This is a genomic window from Paraburkholderia sp. BCC1885 (assembly GCF_900996235.1).
In the GTDB taxonomy this organism is placed as follows: Bacteria; Pseudomonadota; Gammaproteobacteria; order Burkholderiales; family Burkholderiaceae; genus Paraburkholderia.
Map to the genome: position 1 here is coordinate 379,995 of NZ_CAAJGM010000111.1, position 13,837 is coordinate 393,831.

Annotated in this window: 16 protein-coding genes and 1 tRNA gene; 9 read left to right on the top strand and 8 right to left on the bottom strand. The window is 64.6% G+C overall.

Features of this window, described 5'->3' with window-relative positions; translation table 11 throughout:
* Positions 1 to 5 precede the first annotated feature (5 nt).
* Positions 6 to 1,136, bottom strand: a complete 1,131-nt coding sequence (locus tag FQ755_RS10730; protein WP_144153873.1) for an enoyl-CoA hydratase/isomerase family protein — start codon at positions 1,134 to 1,136, stop codon at positions 6 to 8.
* 41 nt (positions 1,137 to 1,177) lie between these two features.
* A complete protein-coding gene (locus tag FQ755_RS10735; RefSeq protein WP_144153875.1) occupies positions 1,178 to 2,038 on the bottom strand; it encodes a TetR/AcrR family transcriptional regulator in 861 nt (286 codons plus the stop codon).
* Between the two features lie 110 nt (positions 2,039 to 2,148).
* On the opposite strand from FQ755_RS10735, the gene FQ755_RS10740 reads away from it, so the two are divergent.
* The gene (locus tag FQ755_RS10740) at positions 2,149 to 3,117 is read left to right on the top strand and encodes an NAD-dependent epimerase/dehydratase family protein (RefSeq protein WP_144153877.1); all 969 of its coding nucleotides are present in this window, start codon (positions 2,149 to 2,151) and stop codon (positions 3,115 to 3,117) included.
* Between the two features lie 110 nt (positions 3,118 to 3,227).
* Here the strand turns inward: FQ755_RS10740 and FQ755_RS10745 are convergent, their stop codons facing one another.
* The gene (locus FQ755_RS10745) at positions 3,228 to 3,515 is read right to left on the bottom strand and encodes a DUF1488 domain-containing protein (protein ID WP_144153879.1); all 288 of its coding nucleotides are present in this window, start codon (positions 3,513 to 3,515) and stop codon (positions 3,228 to 3,230) included.
* Positions 3,516 to 3,669: 154 nt separating this feature from the next.
* Complete coding sequence (locus FQ755_RS10750) at positions 3,670 to 3,945, bottom strand: hypothetical protein (protein ID WP_144153881.1); 276 nt, start codon at positions 3,943 to 3,945, stop codon at positions 3,670 to 3,672.
* Positions 3,946 to 4,199: 254 nt separating this feature from the next.
* Between FQ755_RS10750 and FQ755_RS10755 the strand changes: the two genes are divergently transcribed.
* Positions 4,200 to 4,589, top strand: coding sequence for a hypothetical protein (locus FQ755_RS10755; RefSeq protein ID WP_144153883.1), 390 nt, complete (start codon positions 4,200 to 4,202; stop codon positions 4,587 to 4,589).
* A 27-nt stretch (positions 4,590 to 4,616) separates the two neighbouring features.
* Here the strand turns inward: FQ755_RS10755 and FQ755_RS10760 are convergent, their stop codons facing one another.
* Together FQ755_RS10760 and FQ755_RS10765 are read right to left on the bottom strand one after the other, a co-directional pair.
* Positions 4,617 to 4,949 (bottom strand): DMT family transporter, encoded by a 333-nt coding sequence (locus tag FQ755_RS10760; protein WP_409937445.1) that lies wholly within the window; start codon positions 4,947 to 4,949, stop codon positions 4,617 to 4,619.
* Positions 4,950 to 4,962: 13 nt separating this feature from the next.
* Positions 4,963 to 5,460 carry a heme-degrading domain-containing protein gene (locus FQ755_RS10765; RefSeq protein ID WP_144153887.1) on the bottom strand — a complete coding sequence of 166 codons (498 nt, stop codon included), beginning with the start codon at positions 5,458 to 5,460 and terminating at the stop codon, positions 4,963 to 4,965.
* A gap of 340 nt (positions 5,461 to 5,800) precedes the next feature.
* Between FQ755_RS10765 and FQ755_RS10770 the strand changes: the two genes are divergently transcribed.
* The 7 genes from FQ755_RS10770 to FQ755_RS10800 all read left to right on the top strand — a co-directional run bounded on the left by FQ755_RS10770 (position 5,801) and on the right by FQ755_RS10800 (position 11,723).
* A tRNA-Met gene (locus FQ755_RS10770) sits at positions 5,801 to 5,877 on the top strand.
* A gap of 583 nt (positions 5,878 to 6,460) precedes the next feature.
* Positions 6,461 to 7,006 (top strand): NUDIX hydrolase, encoded by a 546-nt coding sequence (locus tag FQ755_RS10775; protein ID WP_144153889.1) that lies wholly within the window; start codon positions 6,461 to 6,463, stop codon positions 7,004 to 7,006.
* Between the two features lie 7 nt (positions 7,007 to 7,013).
* A complete protein-coding gene (aat, locus tag FQ755_RS10780; RefSeq protein ID WP_144153891.1) occupies positions 7,014 to 7,751 on the top strand; it encodes a leucyl/phenylalanyl-tRNA--protein transferase in 738 nt (245 codons plus the stop codon).
* Between the two features lie 68 nt (positions 7,752 to 7,819).
* On the top strand, positions 7,820 to 8,641 hold the full coding sequence (locus tag FQ755_RS10785) for an arginyltransferase (protein ID WP_144153892.1): 822 nt from the start codon (positions 7,820 to 7,822) through the stop codon (positions 8,639 to 8,641).
* A 181-nt stretch (positions 8,642 to 8,822) separates the two neighbouring features.
* On the top strand, positions 8,823 to 9,845 hold the full coding sequence (locus FQ755_RS10790; protein ID WP_144153894.1) for a quinone-dependent dihydroorotate dehydrogenase: 1,023 nt from the start codon (positions 8,823 to 8,825) through the stop codon (positions 9,843 to 9,845).
* A 213-nt stretch (positions 9,846 to 10,058) separates the two neighbouring features.
* Positions 10,059 to 10,856, top strand: a complete 798-nt coding sequence (locus FQ755_RS10795) for a cystine ABC transporter substrate-binding protein (protein WP_144153896.1) — start codon at positions 10,059 to 10,061, stop codon at positions 10,854 to 10,856.
* A 207-nt stretch (positions 10,857 to 11,063) separates the two neighbouring features.
* The gene (locus tag FQ755_RS10800) at positions 11,064 to 11,723 is read left to right on the top strand and encodes an amino acid ABC transporter permease (protein WP_144153898.1); all 660 of its coding nucleotides are present in this window, start codon (positions 11,064 to 11,066) and stop codon (positions 11,721 to 11,723) included.
* A gap of 91 nt (positions 11,724 to 11,814) precedes the next feature.
* On the opposite strand, the gene lepB is transcribed toward FQ755_RS10800, so the two are convergent.
* Together lepB and FQ755_RS10810 are read right to left on the bottom strand one after the other, a co-directional pair.
* Entirely contained in the window at positions 11,815 to 12,516 is a 702-nt protein-coding gene (gene lepB, locus FQ755_RS10805) for a signal peptidase I (RefSeq protein WP_144153900.1), read from the bottom strand.
* 134 nt (positions 12,517 to 12,650) lie between these two features.
* On the bottom strand, positions 12,651 to 13,709 hold the full coding sequence (locus FQ755_RS10810; RefSeq protein ID WP_144153902.1) for a Gfo/Idh/MocA family protein: 1,059 nt from the start codon (positions 13,707 to 13,709) through the stop codon (positions 12,651 to 12,653).
* Positions 13,710 to 13,837 lie beyond the last annotated feature (128 nt).

Sequence of the window (13,837 nt, forward strand, 5' to 3'; positions counted from 1 at the left end):
ACGGGTTAGCCCTGCAGGTCGGCCAGCGGATGTTCCGCCGCTGACCACGGACTTTCGAACATCTTCGCGACGTCGTCGGCGCGCACGTCTTCGATGCGGGCGAAACGCCAGCGCGGGGCGTTGTCCTTGTCGATGATGCGGGCGCGGATGCCTTCCACCACATCGCCGTGCGCGAAACTCGTGCGCGTCAGATCGAGATCGCGGCGCAACACGTCGGCCATCGTGCCTTCCGCGCGCGTCACCACTTCCAGCGAGACCGCCATCGACAGCGGCGAACGCTCCCGCATCACGCCGACGGTCTGCTCGGCCCATTCCGACGCCTCGCAATCGCTTTCCGCTTCGAGCGAAGCCAGAATCTGCGCGACGTCGGTCTGCGCGAAATGCCGGTCGATCAACGCGCGCGTGCGCGCCAGCGGCGAAGTGTCCGGCGTCGGCACGACCTTGTGTTGCGCCGCTGCGCGCTCGATGCACGCCACCACGTCCGCGCCGCGTTCGAATTCTTCGCTGCGCAAGGTGTCGACCAGCGCCGGCAGCGCCGCGTCGTCGAGGTACACGTCCGCGAGACCCGCGTAGAGCGCGTCGGCCGCCGCGATCGTCTCGCCGGTTACCGCCAGATAGCGGCCGAGCGCGCCCGGCGTGCGCGCCAGAAACCAGCCGGCGCCGACATCGGGAAACAGACCAATGCGCGTCTCCGGCATCGCCATGCGCGTCGAACCGCTCACCACGCGCAAGCCGCCGGTGCGATGCGCGCCCTGCGAAATCCCCATGCCGCCGCCCATCACCACGCCGTTCATCAAGGCAATGTAGGGCTTCGGATAGGTGAAGATGAGGTGATTGAGGCGATATTCCTCGGTAAAGAAAGTGTCGCGCGCGGCGGCGTCGCCGCGCTGAACCGTCTCGTACAGGAAACGGATATCGCCGCCGGCGCAAAACGCGCGCGGGTGCTGGCTGCGCACCACCACCGCCAGCACGGCGGGATCTTCGCGCCAGATTTCGAGCGCCGCATGCATTGCGCGGATCATGCTTGTGGAAAGCGCATTAAGCGCCTTGGGGCGCTCCAGTTCGATAAAGCCGATGTGGTTGGCGACGTAGGTGTTGACTTCGTCGCTGACGGCGGATGTTTCGGGATTGGACATGGCGTAGCTGGTGAAGGGGCTGGGTCGGAAGCTGAACGTTATCACGCGTCCACGGCGTTGGGCTTTGCGGCGGGACGGCGCGCGCGGCGGGCAGGTTTGGCTGCGGTTGCGGTAGTTGTCGTCGACGGCGCCGGTTCGGTTTGAGCCGCGGCGGCTGTGCCCGTTTGCGCGTGGGCGCCGAACCACGCGTCCAGCGCGGCGTCGAGGACGGTATCGAGCGGCGCCGTCGGAAACACCGGACAGGTCAGATTCAGCGACACGATGCCATGCATCGTCGCCCACAGCGCCTCCACCCAGACCCCGCTGTCCGCCGATGCCGGCAGACGCCCCGCCGCTTTCAGCTCTTCGAGCGCGCCGACCATCAGGCGTATCGAGGCGTCGCTGGAGTCGTCGGAGGCGGCGGGGTTGATAAGGGTGGCGTGCCTTGAATGGCCGCCTGAATCATCCGCCTCGGCGCCGGAGTGGTCATTCGGCTGTCCGTTCGACTCACTATTGCGGGCCTTGCCCGACGCCTTCGACGCCGCGCCCGTACCGCCAAGCGCCGCACCCAGGTAGGTCGGATCCTCCATGAAGATCAGCCGGTAAGTTTGCGGATGTGCGACGCCGAACGCCACGTAGGCACGCGCCAGCGCCCGCAGGCGCTCGGCGGGATCGGCAATCTGCGCCAGCGGCTCAAAGCCGGCGAGCAACTGGGCATAGCCTTGCGCGCAGAGCGCCCGCGCGATCTCGTCACGGCTCGCGAAGTACAGATACAGCGTGGCCGGCGAGTATTCGATGGCGTCGGCGATCTTGCGCATCGACAGCGCCGCGAAACCCTCACGGATGACGATGCGCTGAGCGGCCTCGAGGATGCGCTCGCGCAGCGCCTGTTTCTCGCGGTTCTTTCGTTCATTGATTCCCATGTCAGGCATTTTCCAGTTGACAAACTGAAAAGTCAAATTAAACTGAACACTGTTCACTGAACAATGTTCATAAAAAGTCACTCGATCAATTTTCCGTTCAAGGAGTCGTCATGGAAAACGCAGGGAAAGTCGGCCTGTTCGGCGCTGCCGGAGCCATCGGCAAAAGTATCGCTGGCGCGCTCAGCGCCGCGGGACGAGACTATCGCGTCGTCGGACGGTCGCGGGAGTCGCTGGCAGCGGCCTTCGGCCAGGATCCGCATGCGGAGATCGTCACGTGGAATCCGGACGAACCGGCCTCGATCGCCGCCGCGGCCGCGAACCTGCAAACCGTTATTTATCTGGTGGGAGTGCCCTACCACCAGTTCGAATTGCATCCGCAACTGATGGAAAAGACGCTGGCCGGCCTGACTGCCGCGGGCGTCGAACGCCTGATCCTGATCGGCACGGTCTATCCCTACGGCCGCGCACGCAGCCTGCCGGTGACGGAAGACCATCCGCGTGAACCGCATACGTTCAAAGGCCAGATGCGGCTTGCCCAGGAGAAGCTCGTCCTCGAAGCCCACGGCCGGAATGGGCTCTCGACACTGGTGTTGCGCCTGCCCGACTTCTACGGACCGGGCGTCGAACGCAGCATGCTGGCCGGCGTGTTCGACGGCGCGGCGCGTGGCACCCGCGCGCAGATGGTCGGTCCGATCGACGTGCCGCATGAGTTCGTGTTCGTGCCGGATGTCGGACCGGTCGTCGAGACACTCACGCGTACACCCGAAGCCTATGGCCGCTGGCTGCACCTTGCCGGTCCCGGCACGATCACGCAGCGCGAGGTGGCCGCCAAGGCGTATGCGCTGGCAGGACGCGCACCCCGGCTGATGGTCGCCGGCAAGCCGATGCTGCGCGTGCTCGGCCTGTTCAACCCGATCATGCGCGAACTGGTAGAGATGAATTACCTGATGAGCGATCCGGTCGTGCTAGACGACAGCGCGTTGCAAGGGTTGATCGGCCCGATCAGCAAGACCCCGTATGACGAAGGTATTCGCCTCACGTTGGCGACCGCGCAAGCGGCGCTGAAGGTCACCGCCTGAGGTAGCACGCGGACCGCGCAGGCGGTGCTGCTCGCAGGCGGCGCTGCTGACACATTGCGCCTTGCGCCGGGCGTCGCCGCCCGGGCGTGCTTCGTTGCTTGCGCTCTTGCCTACAGTCCAACCACGTTGCCTGGCGGAAAGTGGCCGCTTTTCAGCAGCACAGGCGTGCCGTTGCTGATTTGCAAATGCTCGCGCGCCACCTCTTCGATCCGTCCGCGCCCCGCGTCGAAGGCGCGCATCCAGCCTTCGCGATCCTCGGAGCATGGGCCGAAATGGTCTTCGAGCGCTTCGACCGAAATCGCGCACGGCACGGTCTCGCCGTCCACCAACGCGCGGAATACGACGGTCAGATTGGAGTCGCGGTAAGCGGGCGCATCCGCGGGAAACCGAATTTCCATGGTCGCCTCATCAGAAGAATCCGTTGGGAAGTCGGACGCCATGACAGTGCGCCCGGGGAAGGCGGAGTTCGCACCGGAGTTCGCACCGGAGTTCGCACCTATGGTACTCGCGGGACTCAGCCGTGGTCCACTGTCAGATGAGCCTGACGCGTATTCAATTCTGGTCAAGCAGGCGGTCGATGTAGGCTCTCGCAGCCTGCTCGACATACTCGAGCGCCTGCGTCTCCGTCGAGAAACGATGTTCGTCTCCGAGGTCTACCAGGCTCTCGAAACGGTGCGGGTCGTCCGGACCGCGTTCCGACAAACTCACCGAGCCGACGTAGATGCCTTCGGACGCAGCAGCCTCGGGCGCTGCGTCATGCGCGACGACAAGACGCGCGGCGGCACTGATGTAATAACCACGGTACGGACCGCTTACACGTTCTGCCATAACCTTCTCCTCATTCGATTTGTCCGGGCAGCCTTCGTTTTTGAGGCAGCCGGCGAGCACTTCGAGATCAATCGAACGTGCTCAACAGATATGAGTCACATCTGGACACAATAAGTTCGCCCTGAAGCAAGCATTTGCGTCGCACTTGCCAGGCGCGATGCGGTCGAACGTGGACGTCCGGCACGATATGTGCGTGAGGCCTGTTCGATCCGGGGACACTATCGTTTTCGCAATCCGCCTAAAGAGGACACACCATGAAGCAACTTACGCGACGCTTTCGCCCGTCCCGCCGACATCCTGCCAGCAAGGCCGCGTGCGGCATGAGCCGCGGCGGGTTGGCGCGCATCGGCGCCCTGCCCGCCGCAGTGCTGGTCGCGCTGGCGTTGGGCGCGTGCGCATCGTCGAATACGACTTCGCTCATCAATTTGCCGAATGGCCAAACGGGTTTCGCCGTCAATTGCAGCGGCGCGAACGCCGATTCGAGCTGGGCATCGTGCTATGTGCAGGCCGGGCAAGCCTGCGGCGCGACCGGCTATGACATCGTCTCCAAAGACAACGATGAAGGTGGCCCAACCGGCGGCAGCGTCACCAATGTGGTGTCTGCGAACGTGAAGAACCGCTCGATGATCGTGCGCTGCAAATAAGGCTCAACGCGAAGGCTTGACGCGCGCTCAGTGCGCCTGCATCTTCGAAAACAGGTTGAGCACGACCACGCCTGAGATGATCAGCCCGAGCCCGATGATCGCAGGCAGGTCGGGTACCTGCCGATACAGCACGACCGCGACAAGACTGATCAGGACAATGCCGACGCCCGACCAGATCGCATAGACGATGCCGACCGGAATGCTCCTGAGCGTGAGCGACAAACAATAGAACGCGATGCCATACCCGAGCACGACCACCATCGCGGGCAACCAGCGCGAGAAACCCTCCGAGGCACGCAGCGCGGAGGTGGCAATCACCTCGGCAACGATCGCAATGGCAAGCAGTGCATAAGGAGGCACGCGCATGGCTCGCTCACGCCGTGGCAAGCGCGAGCTTGCTGTAGTCGTGACCGAGATGCGCGCATAGCGCCTCGACGACCAGTTCGTGATCGGCGCGTTGCGGCAAGCCCGACACCGTGACTGAACCGATCACTCCGGCGCCTGCGACCGTCAGCGGAAACGCGCCGCCATGCGAGGCATATTCGCTGAACGGCAAGCCGTGCTTTTCGGCCAGCGTGGTGCCGGCCTGTTGCATGCGCAAGCCGAGCGCATACGAGCTGCGGCGAAAATGCGCCACCGTATTGCCCTTGCGACGCGCCCAATCGACATTGTCCGGTGTCGCACCCGCGAGCAGGCTGAAGAACAGCGGCTGGCCGAACGTGCGGACGTCGATGGCAAGCGCGAGCCCACGGGCCTTCGCTACCTCGTGCAGATACGCGCCGAGTTGCCACGCGCGGTCGGCATCGAAATGGGGGAACACCAGGGCATTTTCCTGAGCGACAATCGACTGCAGATCGTGAACGATGTCCATGAGCGAATGAAGAACGAGACTGGGAGATGCGCTGCCGCGGCTTGTCGGATGTCGACGCGTGGCATCAAGGCACACGGCACGGCGACGCAGATGGAAAGAGGATTCTAGCGCAGCGCGTATGAAGTGATGTCGCGATCTCTCTCTCGGGCGTCGCGCTTATGGCTATGTTTATCATGGGGTCAAGTCCGGCAACCTGTTCATCCAGAACGATCGTCGTTGCGACCGAATACGGCGCGGTGCAAACGTCCGCGTATATCGTGCCCGGCGCTACGTTGAAGTTCCCTCCTGAAAGGGTATTGCGCTGGTATGTCATTTGTTCTATAATCTTTTCTTCGACGGACGCGGGGTGGAGCAGTCTGGCAGCTCGTCGGGCTCATAACCCGAAGGTCGTAGGTTCAAATCCTACCCCCGCAACCAAGTCAGCAATATTCGTCGAACCAATGAACCCGCCTCCGAGCGGGTTTTTTGTTTTGCGGCCAACGGCCGACAGTGGTTCGCATCGAACCGAGATCAGCTCGACACTGCATACGATAGAAGATGTAGAGCGCGACGCCTCCGGGCGAGTGACGCATTTGCATGCGACCTGATCGCCGCTCACCGCTCACGCCCTCATGCATCCGCCGGTTTCGCGGGACTGACGCGCCACCAACGATCACGCCCACGGTTTCACAGTTTGCGCACCACGCCGGATCGCCGATAAAGCCAATGCGAATGGATCCATGAAAAACCTGAACCAACGGGCCCATGGAGCACCAACTACTTTGAGCCATACTGTGAGCGCCAACTCACATCAGGCACGGCGTCGATACCCCGCCGTCAAATAAGATAGCAATCCTAACTCATCCACTCGCTCGGTTTCCCAGCGCTTCTTCCAAATTAGCCATCAGCCCAAGGCTACCCGCACGCCCCGCAGTCCAGACTCACTGCCCTGCACCCGCACCCTCGCGGCCCCAGCGCGCCCTGGTGATAAACTCCTAACACCATTCTTCGCCCCCCTCCTATGAAATTCTGTTCTGTCTGCGGCCAGCAGGTCAGCCTGAGCATTCCGCCGGGCGACAATCGCGAGCGCTTCGTCTGCGCCAGTTGCGGTACCGTGCACTATCAGAATCCGCGCAACGTGGTCGGCACCATCCCTGTTTGGGACGACAAGGTGCTGCTGTGCCGTCGCGCCATCGAGCCGCGCTACGGCTATTGGACGTTGCCGGCGGGTTTCATGGAAATGGGCGAGACGACTTCCGAAGGCGCCTCGCGCGAAACGCTGGAAGAAGCCGGCGCGCGCGTCGAAGTGCAGAGCCTGTTCTCGCTGCTCAACGTGCCGCACGTGCATCAGGTGCATCTGTTTTATCTGGCGCGGCTGCTCGATCTTGACCTCGACGCCGGCGAGGAAAGTCTCGAAGTGAAGCTCTTCGAGGAACACGAAATTCCGTGGGACGACATCGCCTTCCCCACCGTCGGCCAGACGCTGCGTTTCTTCTTCGCTGATCGCAAGTCCGGCAGCTACGGCCTGCATACCGGCGACATCTTCCGCTCGCTGCGCGAAGGCTGACGCGCGCATGGTGCCCTGGCTCGGACCCGACGATCCATTCCCCGCCGTGGAACGCGCGCTTGGCGCGTCGAGCGGCGCGCCGGGGCTGCTCGCCGCCAGCGCCGACCTGCTGCCGTCGCGGCTCATCGAGGCCTATCGGCGCGGCATCTTTCCCTGGTATTCCGACGGCCAGCCGGTGCTGTGGTGGAGTCCCGATCCGCGCATGATCCTGCGCCCCGCCGAATTCAAGGTTTCGCCCTCCTTGCGCAAGACGCTCAAGCGCGTGCTGCGCGAGGATGCATGGGAAATCCGCGTCGACCACGATTTCGCGGCGGTGATGCGCGCCTGCGCCCAGGCGCCGCGTCGGGGTCAGCGCGGCACGTGGATCACCGCCGACGTGGTGGAAGCCTATTCGTCGCTGCATCGCGCGGGCGAGGCGCACAGCATCGAGACCTGGTTCGGCGGGCAACGCGTGGGCGGCCTGTATGGCGTGTCGTTCGGGCAGATGTTCTTCGGCGAATCGATGTTCGCCGAGGTGACCGACGCGTCGAAAATGGCGCTCTCCGCGCTCGTCGCACACTTGCGACGTCACAAAATAGAAATGATAGACTGCCAGCAGAACACGTCGCATCTGGCGTCGCTGGGCGGTCGCGAGATTGCGCGCAAGGCGTTCATCGCGCATGTCCGCGCGTCTGTCGATGCCGCGCCCATCCCCTGGCGCTTCGACAAGACGGTCCTGCTCGATGTCGTCGCGCCCGCGGCGTAGCCAGCAAAGCCGGGCCCGCTGATACCGCCGCGGGATTGAACACCAGAGACGCTTCGAGAGCTGCCAACGTGACGCACCCCAACGAGCTGCCGCTTTCACCCCTTTCCGCGCTGCAATTCTATGCAACAGCGCCCTACCCCTGCAGCTATCTGGAGGGGCGCGTGGCGCGCTCGCAGGTCGCCACGCCCAGTCACCTGATCAATTCGGACGTTTATACCGATCTCGTCAAGGCGGGCTTCCGCCGCTCCGGCGTGTTTACCTACCGCCCCTATTGCGACGGTTGCCGCGCCTGTGTGCCGGTGCGTGTGCCGGTGGACCGGTTCGAGCCGAACCGCACCCAGCGCAAGGTCTGGAAAAAGCACGGCGGCCTGATCGCCACGGTCGCCCCGCTGCACTACGACGAAGAGCACTACGCGCTGTACATGCGTTACCAGTCGGCGCGCCACGCGGGCGGCGGCATGGACCGCGACAGCCGCGACCAGTACGAGCAGTTTCTGCTGCAAAGCCGGATCAACTCGCGGCTCGTCGAATTCCGCGAGCCGCTCGCCGCGCATCCCGACGGGCCGGGCATTTTGCGCATGATCAGCATGATCGACATCCTCGGCGACGGCCTGTCCTCGGTCTATACGTTCTTCGAGCCCGGTCTCGCCCACAGCAGTTTCGGCACCTACAACATCTACTGGCAGATCGAGCAGGCGCGCAGCCTGAGACTGCCCTATGTGTATCTCGGCTACTGGATCCGCGAAAGCCAGAAAATGGCCTATAAGGCCAATTTCCGGCCGCTCGAAGGCCTCGTGGACGGCAACTGGAAAACGCTCGATCCGCGCAGTCTCGAACTGGCGCCGGTCGACGCCGCCATTCAGGGTCGGCGCGGCCCGGTGCGGCTGTGACGCTAGCGGCCACGCCGCAGCAAGTCTCCACGCCAACACACCACGCCCCCGCCGCGACAGCAGCACGGCGGACGCCGCTCAAAACCCGCGCGCATCCTCCGCTCCCCGCCTGGCCGCCCTGCCGTCCCATTAAAGCCGGTAAAATGCTGGGTCCTCATTTTTAGCCGCCCGGCTCCGCCCCGTGTTCAGTTCCCTCTACCCGCTCATCCGCGCCCAACTCTTTCGCATGGACGCGGAAGACGCTCACCACCTGACCTTGCGCCTGCTCGGCGCGGCCGGCCGTACCGGCCTCGCGGGCGCGCTCGCGGCGCGTGTGCCCGATGCGCCGCGCACCGTGATGGGGCTCACCTTCCGCAATCCGGTGGGGCTCGCCGCCGGGCTGGACAAGGATGGTGCGTGCATCGACGGACTGGCCGCGCTCGGTTTCGGCTTTATCGAAGTGGGTACCGTCACGCCGCGTCCGCAGCCGGGCAATCCGCGCCCGCGCATGTTCCGTCTGCCCGAGGCCGGCGGGGTGATCAACCGCATGGGGTTCAACAACGCCGGGGTCGACCAGTTCGTCAAGAACGTGCAGGCGGCGCGCTATCGCGGCACGCTCGGCCTGAACATCGGCAAAAACGCCGACACGCCGATCGAACGGGCCGCCGAGGACTATCTGTATTGCCTCGAGCGCGTGTATCCGTTTGCCAGCTACGTGACGGTCAACATCTCCTCGCCGAACACCAAGAATCTGCGTCAGTTACAGGGCGCGGATGAACTCGACGCCCTGCTCGCCGCGCTGAAGGACAAGCAGCAGCGCCTCGCCGACCTGCACGGCAAGCTGGTGCCGCTCGCGCTGAAAATCGCGCCGGACCTCGACGACGAGCAGATCAAATCGATCGCCGACACCCTGCTGCGCCATCGCTTCGAAGGCGTGATCGCCACCAACACGACGCTCGCGCGCAGCGCCGTCGCGGGTCTGCCGCATGCGGAGGAAAGCGGCGGTCTCTCAGGCAAGCCGGTGTTCGATGCATCGAATGAGGTGATTCGCAAACTGCGCGCCGAAGTCGGCGACACGGTGCCGATCATCGGCGTCGGCGGCATTTTCTCCGGCGAGGACGCGCGCGCCAAGCTCGCGGCCGGCGCAGCGCTGGTGCAGCTCTACACCGGCTTCATCTATCGCGGCCCAGCCTTGGTGGCCGAATGCGCGCAGGCGTTGGCTTAAACTGAAACTGTGACGAACAAACCGGTCCGCGGCATCCCAAGGCGGAACGTGCCGAAGCGACAGGCAAAACCCGACCGGCGCCCCGGCACGCCAGGGTCCGACCAGGTTATATAGGCATAAACAAACAGTATTTAACTGTTGATAGTCTGCCTTGTTATCCTTTCCGCTGTTTAAACCGCCTTCACGGGCAACCAGCACAAATAAAGGAACACGATGAAGTTTGGCTCGCTAAAAAACATTCTGGTAGCCGCCCTGATTGGCGCCTCGTTCACCGCCGTCGCCGCCCACGCGGACGACCTGCTCGACCAGGTCAAGCAACGCGGCACGCTGCGCATCGGTCTTGAAGGCACGTTCCCGCCGTTCGATTCGAAGGCGCCCTCGGGTGAGCTGGTCGGCTTCGACGTGGATATCGCCAAGGCGGTCGCCGCCAGGCTCGGCGTGAAGCCCGAATTCGTCACTACCGAATGGAGCGGCATCATCGCCGGCCTGCAGGCCGGCAAGTTCGACGTGATCGTCAACCAGGTCGGCATTACCGATGCCCGCAAGCAGGTGCTCGACTTCTCGCCGGGCTACACGTTCTCGGCGGCGCAACTGATCCAGCGTAAAGACGACAACCGCCAGTTCAAGACGCTCGACGACCTGAAGGGCAAGAAGCTCGGCGTCGGCCTCGGCACCAACTACATGGACATGGCGAAGTCGGTGCCCGGCATCGACGTGAAGACCTATCCGGGCGCGCCCGAGTATCTGGCCGACCTCGCCGCCGGCCGTCTGGACGCGGCGCTCAACGACCGTCTGATGCTCGCTTACCTGCTGAAGACCTCGCCGCTGCCGCTGCGCACCGGCGCGATGGTCGGTGCGGGGACGCCGTCGGGCATTCCGTTCAAGAAGGGCAATCCGAAGTTCGCCAAGGCGATCGACGACGCCATGACACAGCTCGAAGCCGACGGCACCTTCGCGAAGATCTCGGACAAGTGGTTCGGCATCGACGTGACCAAGCCCGTCACGAACTGACCGATCGGCTAGACGCCTGGCTGCGTAGGTCGGCGCGACATGCGCCAACCGCGACGGCCGGCGCGGCGCCCAAGGCGGCATCCGCACGATGCCGCCTTTTTCTTTGCCAGCGCGGCACGGCGCCGGCCCCTCGCGGGCACGGGCATGGATGCCCGCGCCATGACCCGTTTATGATGTGCGCTTTGCTGCGCATAACACTCACTGCCCATGTCCACCACTTCCCTGCTCGTCCAATCGCTGCCGGTGCTCGCACAGGGCGCCGCCCTGACGATCAAGTTCGCGGTTCTCTCGATGATCTTCGGGCTGCTGGCCGCCAGCGTGCTCGCCGTCATGGGCATCAGCCACAACCGGGTCTTGAACTGGATCGCGCGGGTCTACGTGAGTCTGATGCGCGGCACGCCGCTGCTGGTGCAGATCTTCGTGATCTATTACGGCTTGCCGAGTCTCGGCATCTCGCTCGATCCGACGCCCGCCGGCGTGATCGCGCTGTCTGCCAATGTGGCGGCATATCTGTCGGAGAGCATGCGCGGCGCGATCCTCGGCATTGCGAGCGGCCAGTGGCTGGCTTCGTATAGCCTCGGCCTGTCGCGGCGCCAGACGCTGCGTTATGTGATCGCCCCGCAGGCGTTGCGCATTGCCGTGCCGAGCCTGTCCAACAGCCTGATCAGCCTGATCAAGGACACCTCGCTCGTGTCCGTCATCACCGTGACGGAGTTGCTGCGCAGTGCCCAGGAAGTGATCGCGTCGACCTATCAGCCGTTGCCGCTGTATCTCGCGGCCGCGGCGATCTACTGGGTCTTGTGCCAGGTGCTGGAGTGGGTGCAGCACTGGTACGAGCAGCGGCTCGCGCTGCCCACGCGGCATTGAACCGTCTCGGGCGCGAGGACCTCCAGGCGCCCGCCTGGCAAGGCGCTCAGTGGTGTTCTAGCGGCGTTCCAGTGGCGTTCAGCAGCGCTTGTCAGCGTGAAGCAAGCGACGGCGGCGGCACATCGAGCCGCGCGCCGAAGCGGTTCAAACGCGGCTCGTAGTAATGGTCGGGGTCGAGCGAGAACGCCACGCGGCGCGTGCGGCCCATCAATTCCTTGCGCGGGAAAAAGCCGAAGTAGCGCGAGTCCGCACTGTTGTCGCGATTGTCGCCGAGCATCAGATATTGATCCGGCGGCACCGTCACCGGCCCGAACGAATTGCGCGGGCTCGGCGACTCTGGCGATAGCCGCACCGTGTGCACCACGCCGTCGAAACGCTCGGTCAGATAGTCGGCCGGCGACGCCGCATCGCCCGGCAGCGGGCCGAACTTCAGCGGCTGATAGGCGGCGCGCACGTCGTTGACGTACAGCACGTTGTCGCGCATCGCCACGGTATCGCCCGGCAGGCCGATCAACCGCTTGACGAGCAGTTCATGCGCGGCCGACGACTCGATCGTAACGATGTCGCCGCGCTGCGGGTCGTGCAGATGGGCAATCGCGATGTGCGTGAGCGGCAGGCGCAGATCGTAGGCCATCTTGTCGACGAGGATACGGTCGCCTTCGCGGATGGTCGGCAGCATCGAGCCGCTCGGCACCACGTTCCAGTCGGCAATCGCGCTGCGGAACAGCACCATCAGCACCAGAAACGCGACCAGGCTCTTGTTCTCGCGCCACAATTTTCCAAGCATGCGCATGGGGGCAGCTCCTGCGGAAGGTAATCGAAAGCTCCGGCGCCACCACGCTACGGTGGACAAAAAACGCGCCGCCGCAAATCGTACCACCGTGGCATGCGCGAGGCGCGGCCGCCGCCGCCCGCTCATTCGCCCGCTCATTCGCCCGTGAAGCGCAGCCCGAGCGCGGCGCGCGCCGCATCGCTCATGGCGATCATCTGCAACGATTTGGCATGCGGCATCACCGGACTCTCCAGTTGGCCCGCGCGGATCAGCTCGCAGAAATGCGCGGTCTCGTAGTTGAGGCCGCCGCCTTCGAACGGCACGTCCAGTTCGACCACGCGGCCATCGGCGTAACGGATCGTCGCGCGCGCCGGGTTCCACCAGTTCTCGTGAATCGTCACGTGACCGCCGGGTGCGAGCAGCAGGGCGTCGCCCTTGCCGTGCAGATCGAGCCCGCAGAACAGTTGCGCGATGCCGCGCTCGTGCTGGCTATTGAGGCTCGCGAAGATATCGACACCGGTCGGCCCGAGCCGTCCCAGCGTCTGCACGTCGAGCGGCGCGCCGAGCCAGTCGACCGCGAGGAACATCTCGTAGATGCCGATATCGAGCAGCGCCCCGCCGGCATGCTCGAAGGAAAACGATGGATGATCAGGCGGCACGTTGGCGGCCGAACAACCGGCCCGCACCAGACCGATCTCGCCGATCGGATCGGCGGCCAGATGCGCGCGCAGCGCCTGGTAGAGCGGATAGAACGGCGGTTTCATGGCTTCCATGAAGAGCCGCTGGGTCCTGCGCGCCACCGCGAGCACCCGTTCGAGTTGCGCCCGGTTGATGGTGGCCGGCTTCTCACACAGCACGTGCAGGCCGGCCTCGAGCGCGGCGATCGTGTAATCGACGTGACTGTCCTGCAACGTGGCGACATAGAGTGCGTCGATGCCGCTGGCGAGCAAGGCATCGAAATTCGCGCAGACGGCGCCGCCGAATTGCGCGGCGAACGCGGCCGCGGGTTCCGGGCGGCGCGACCAGAGCGCCGTGAGTTGCGCAGCCGGCACGTGCGCGAGACCCTGCGCGAAACGGCGCGCAATACGTCCCGTGCCGACGATGCCCCAGCGAATCACGGCGGGCTCGCCGGCGTGGAGATCGTCCAGCGTGTTAGTTGACGACGCAAGGTTGGTGGCGGCCGTTGCGGCGCTTCCTGCGAAAGCGGTATTCATTGAGCGAGCGGGTTCCGGTGCGGTTCAGACGAGGCATCATTGTCGCTCAGCCCGGCCCACCCGTCGCGTACCCTGGCTTGACGATGCCTCTCCCACTGCGCCGCCGGCACCCGCGCTCGCTCGCCCGC

Coding starts and splice junctions, on each gene's coding strand:
- FQ755_RS10730 (WP_144153873.1), bottom strand. CDS start 1,136: ATGTCCAATCCCGAAACATCCGCCGTCAGCGACGAAGTCAACACCTAC.
- FQ755_RS10735 (WP_144153875.1), bottom strand. CDS start 2,038: ATGGGAATCAATGAACGAAAGAACCGCGAGAAACAGGCGCTGCGCGAG.
- FQ755_RS10740 (WP_144153877.1), top strand. CDS start 2,149: ATGGAAAACGCAGGGAAAGTCGGCCTGTTCGGCGCTGCCGGAGCCATC.
- FQ755_RS10745 (WP_144153879.1), bottom strand. CDS start 3,515: ATGGAAATTCGGTTTCCCGCGGATGCGCCCGCTTACCGCGACTCCAAT.
- FQ755_RS10750 (WP_144153881.1), bottom strand. CDS start 3,945: ATGGCAGAACGTGTAAGCGGTCCGTACCGTGGTTATTACATCAGTGCC.
- FQ755_RS10755 (WP_144153883.1), top strand. CDS start 4,200: ATGAAGCAACTTACGCGACGCTTTCGCCCGTCCCGCCGACATCCTGCC.
- FQ755_RS10765 (WP_144153887.1), bottom strand. CDS start 5,460: ATGGACATCGTTCACGATCTGCAGTCGATTGTCGCTCAGGAAAATGCC.
- FQ755_RS10775 (WP_144153889.1), top strand. CDS start 6,461: ATGAAATTCTGTTCTGTCTGCGGCCAGCAGGTCAGCCTGAGCATTCCG.
- aat (WP_144153891.1), top strand. CDS start 7,014: ATGGTGCCCTGGCTCGGACCCGACGATCCATTCCCCGCCGTGGAACGC.
- FQ755_RS10795 (WP_144153896.1), top strand. CDS start 10,059: ATGAAGTTTGGCTCGCTAAAAAACATTCTGGTAGCCGCCCTGATTGGC.
- FQ755_RS10800 (WP_144153898.1), top strand. CDS start 11,064: ATGTCCACCACTTCCCTGCTCGTCCAATCGCTGCCGGTGCTCGCACAG.
- lepB (WP_144153900.1), bottom strand. CDS start 12,516: ATGCGCATGCTTGGAAAATTGTGGCGCGAGAACAAGAGCCTGGTCGCG.
- FQ755_RS10810 (WP_144153902.1), bottom strand. CDS start 13,709: ATGAATACCGCTTTCGCAGGAAGCGCCGCAACGGCCGCCACCAACCTT.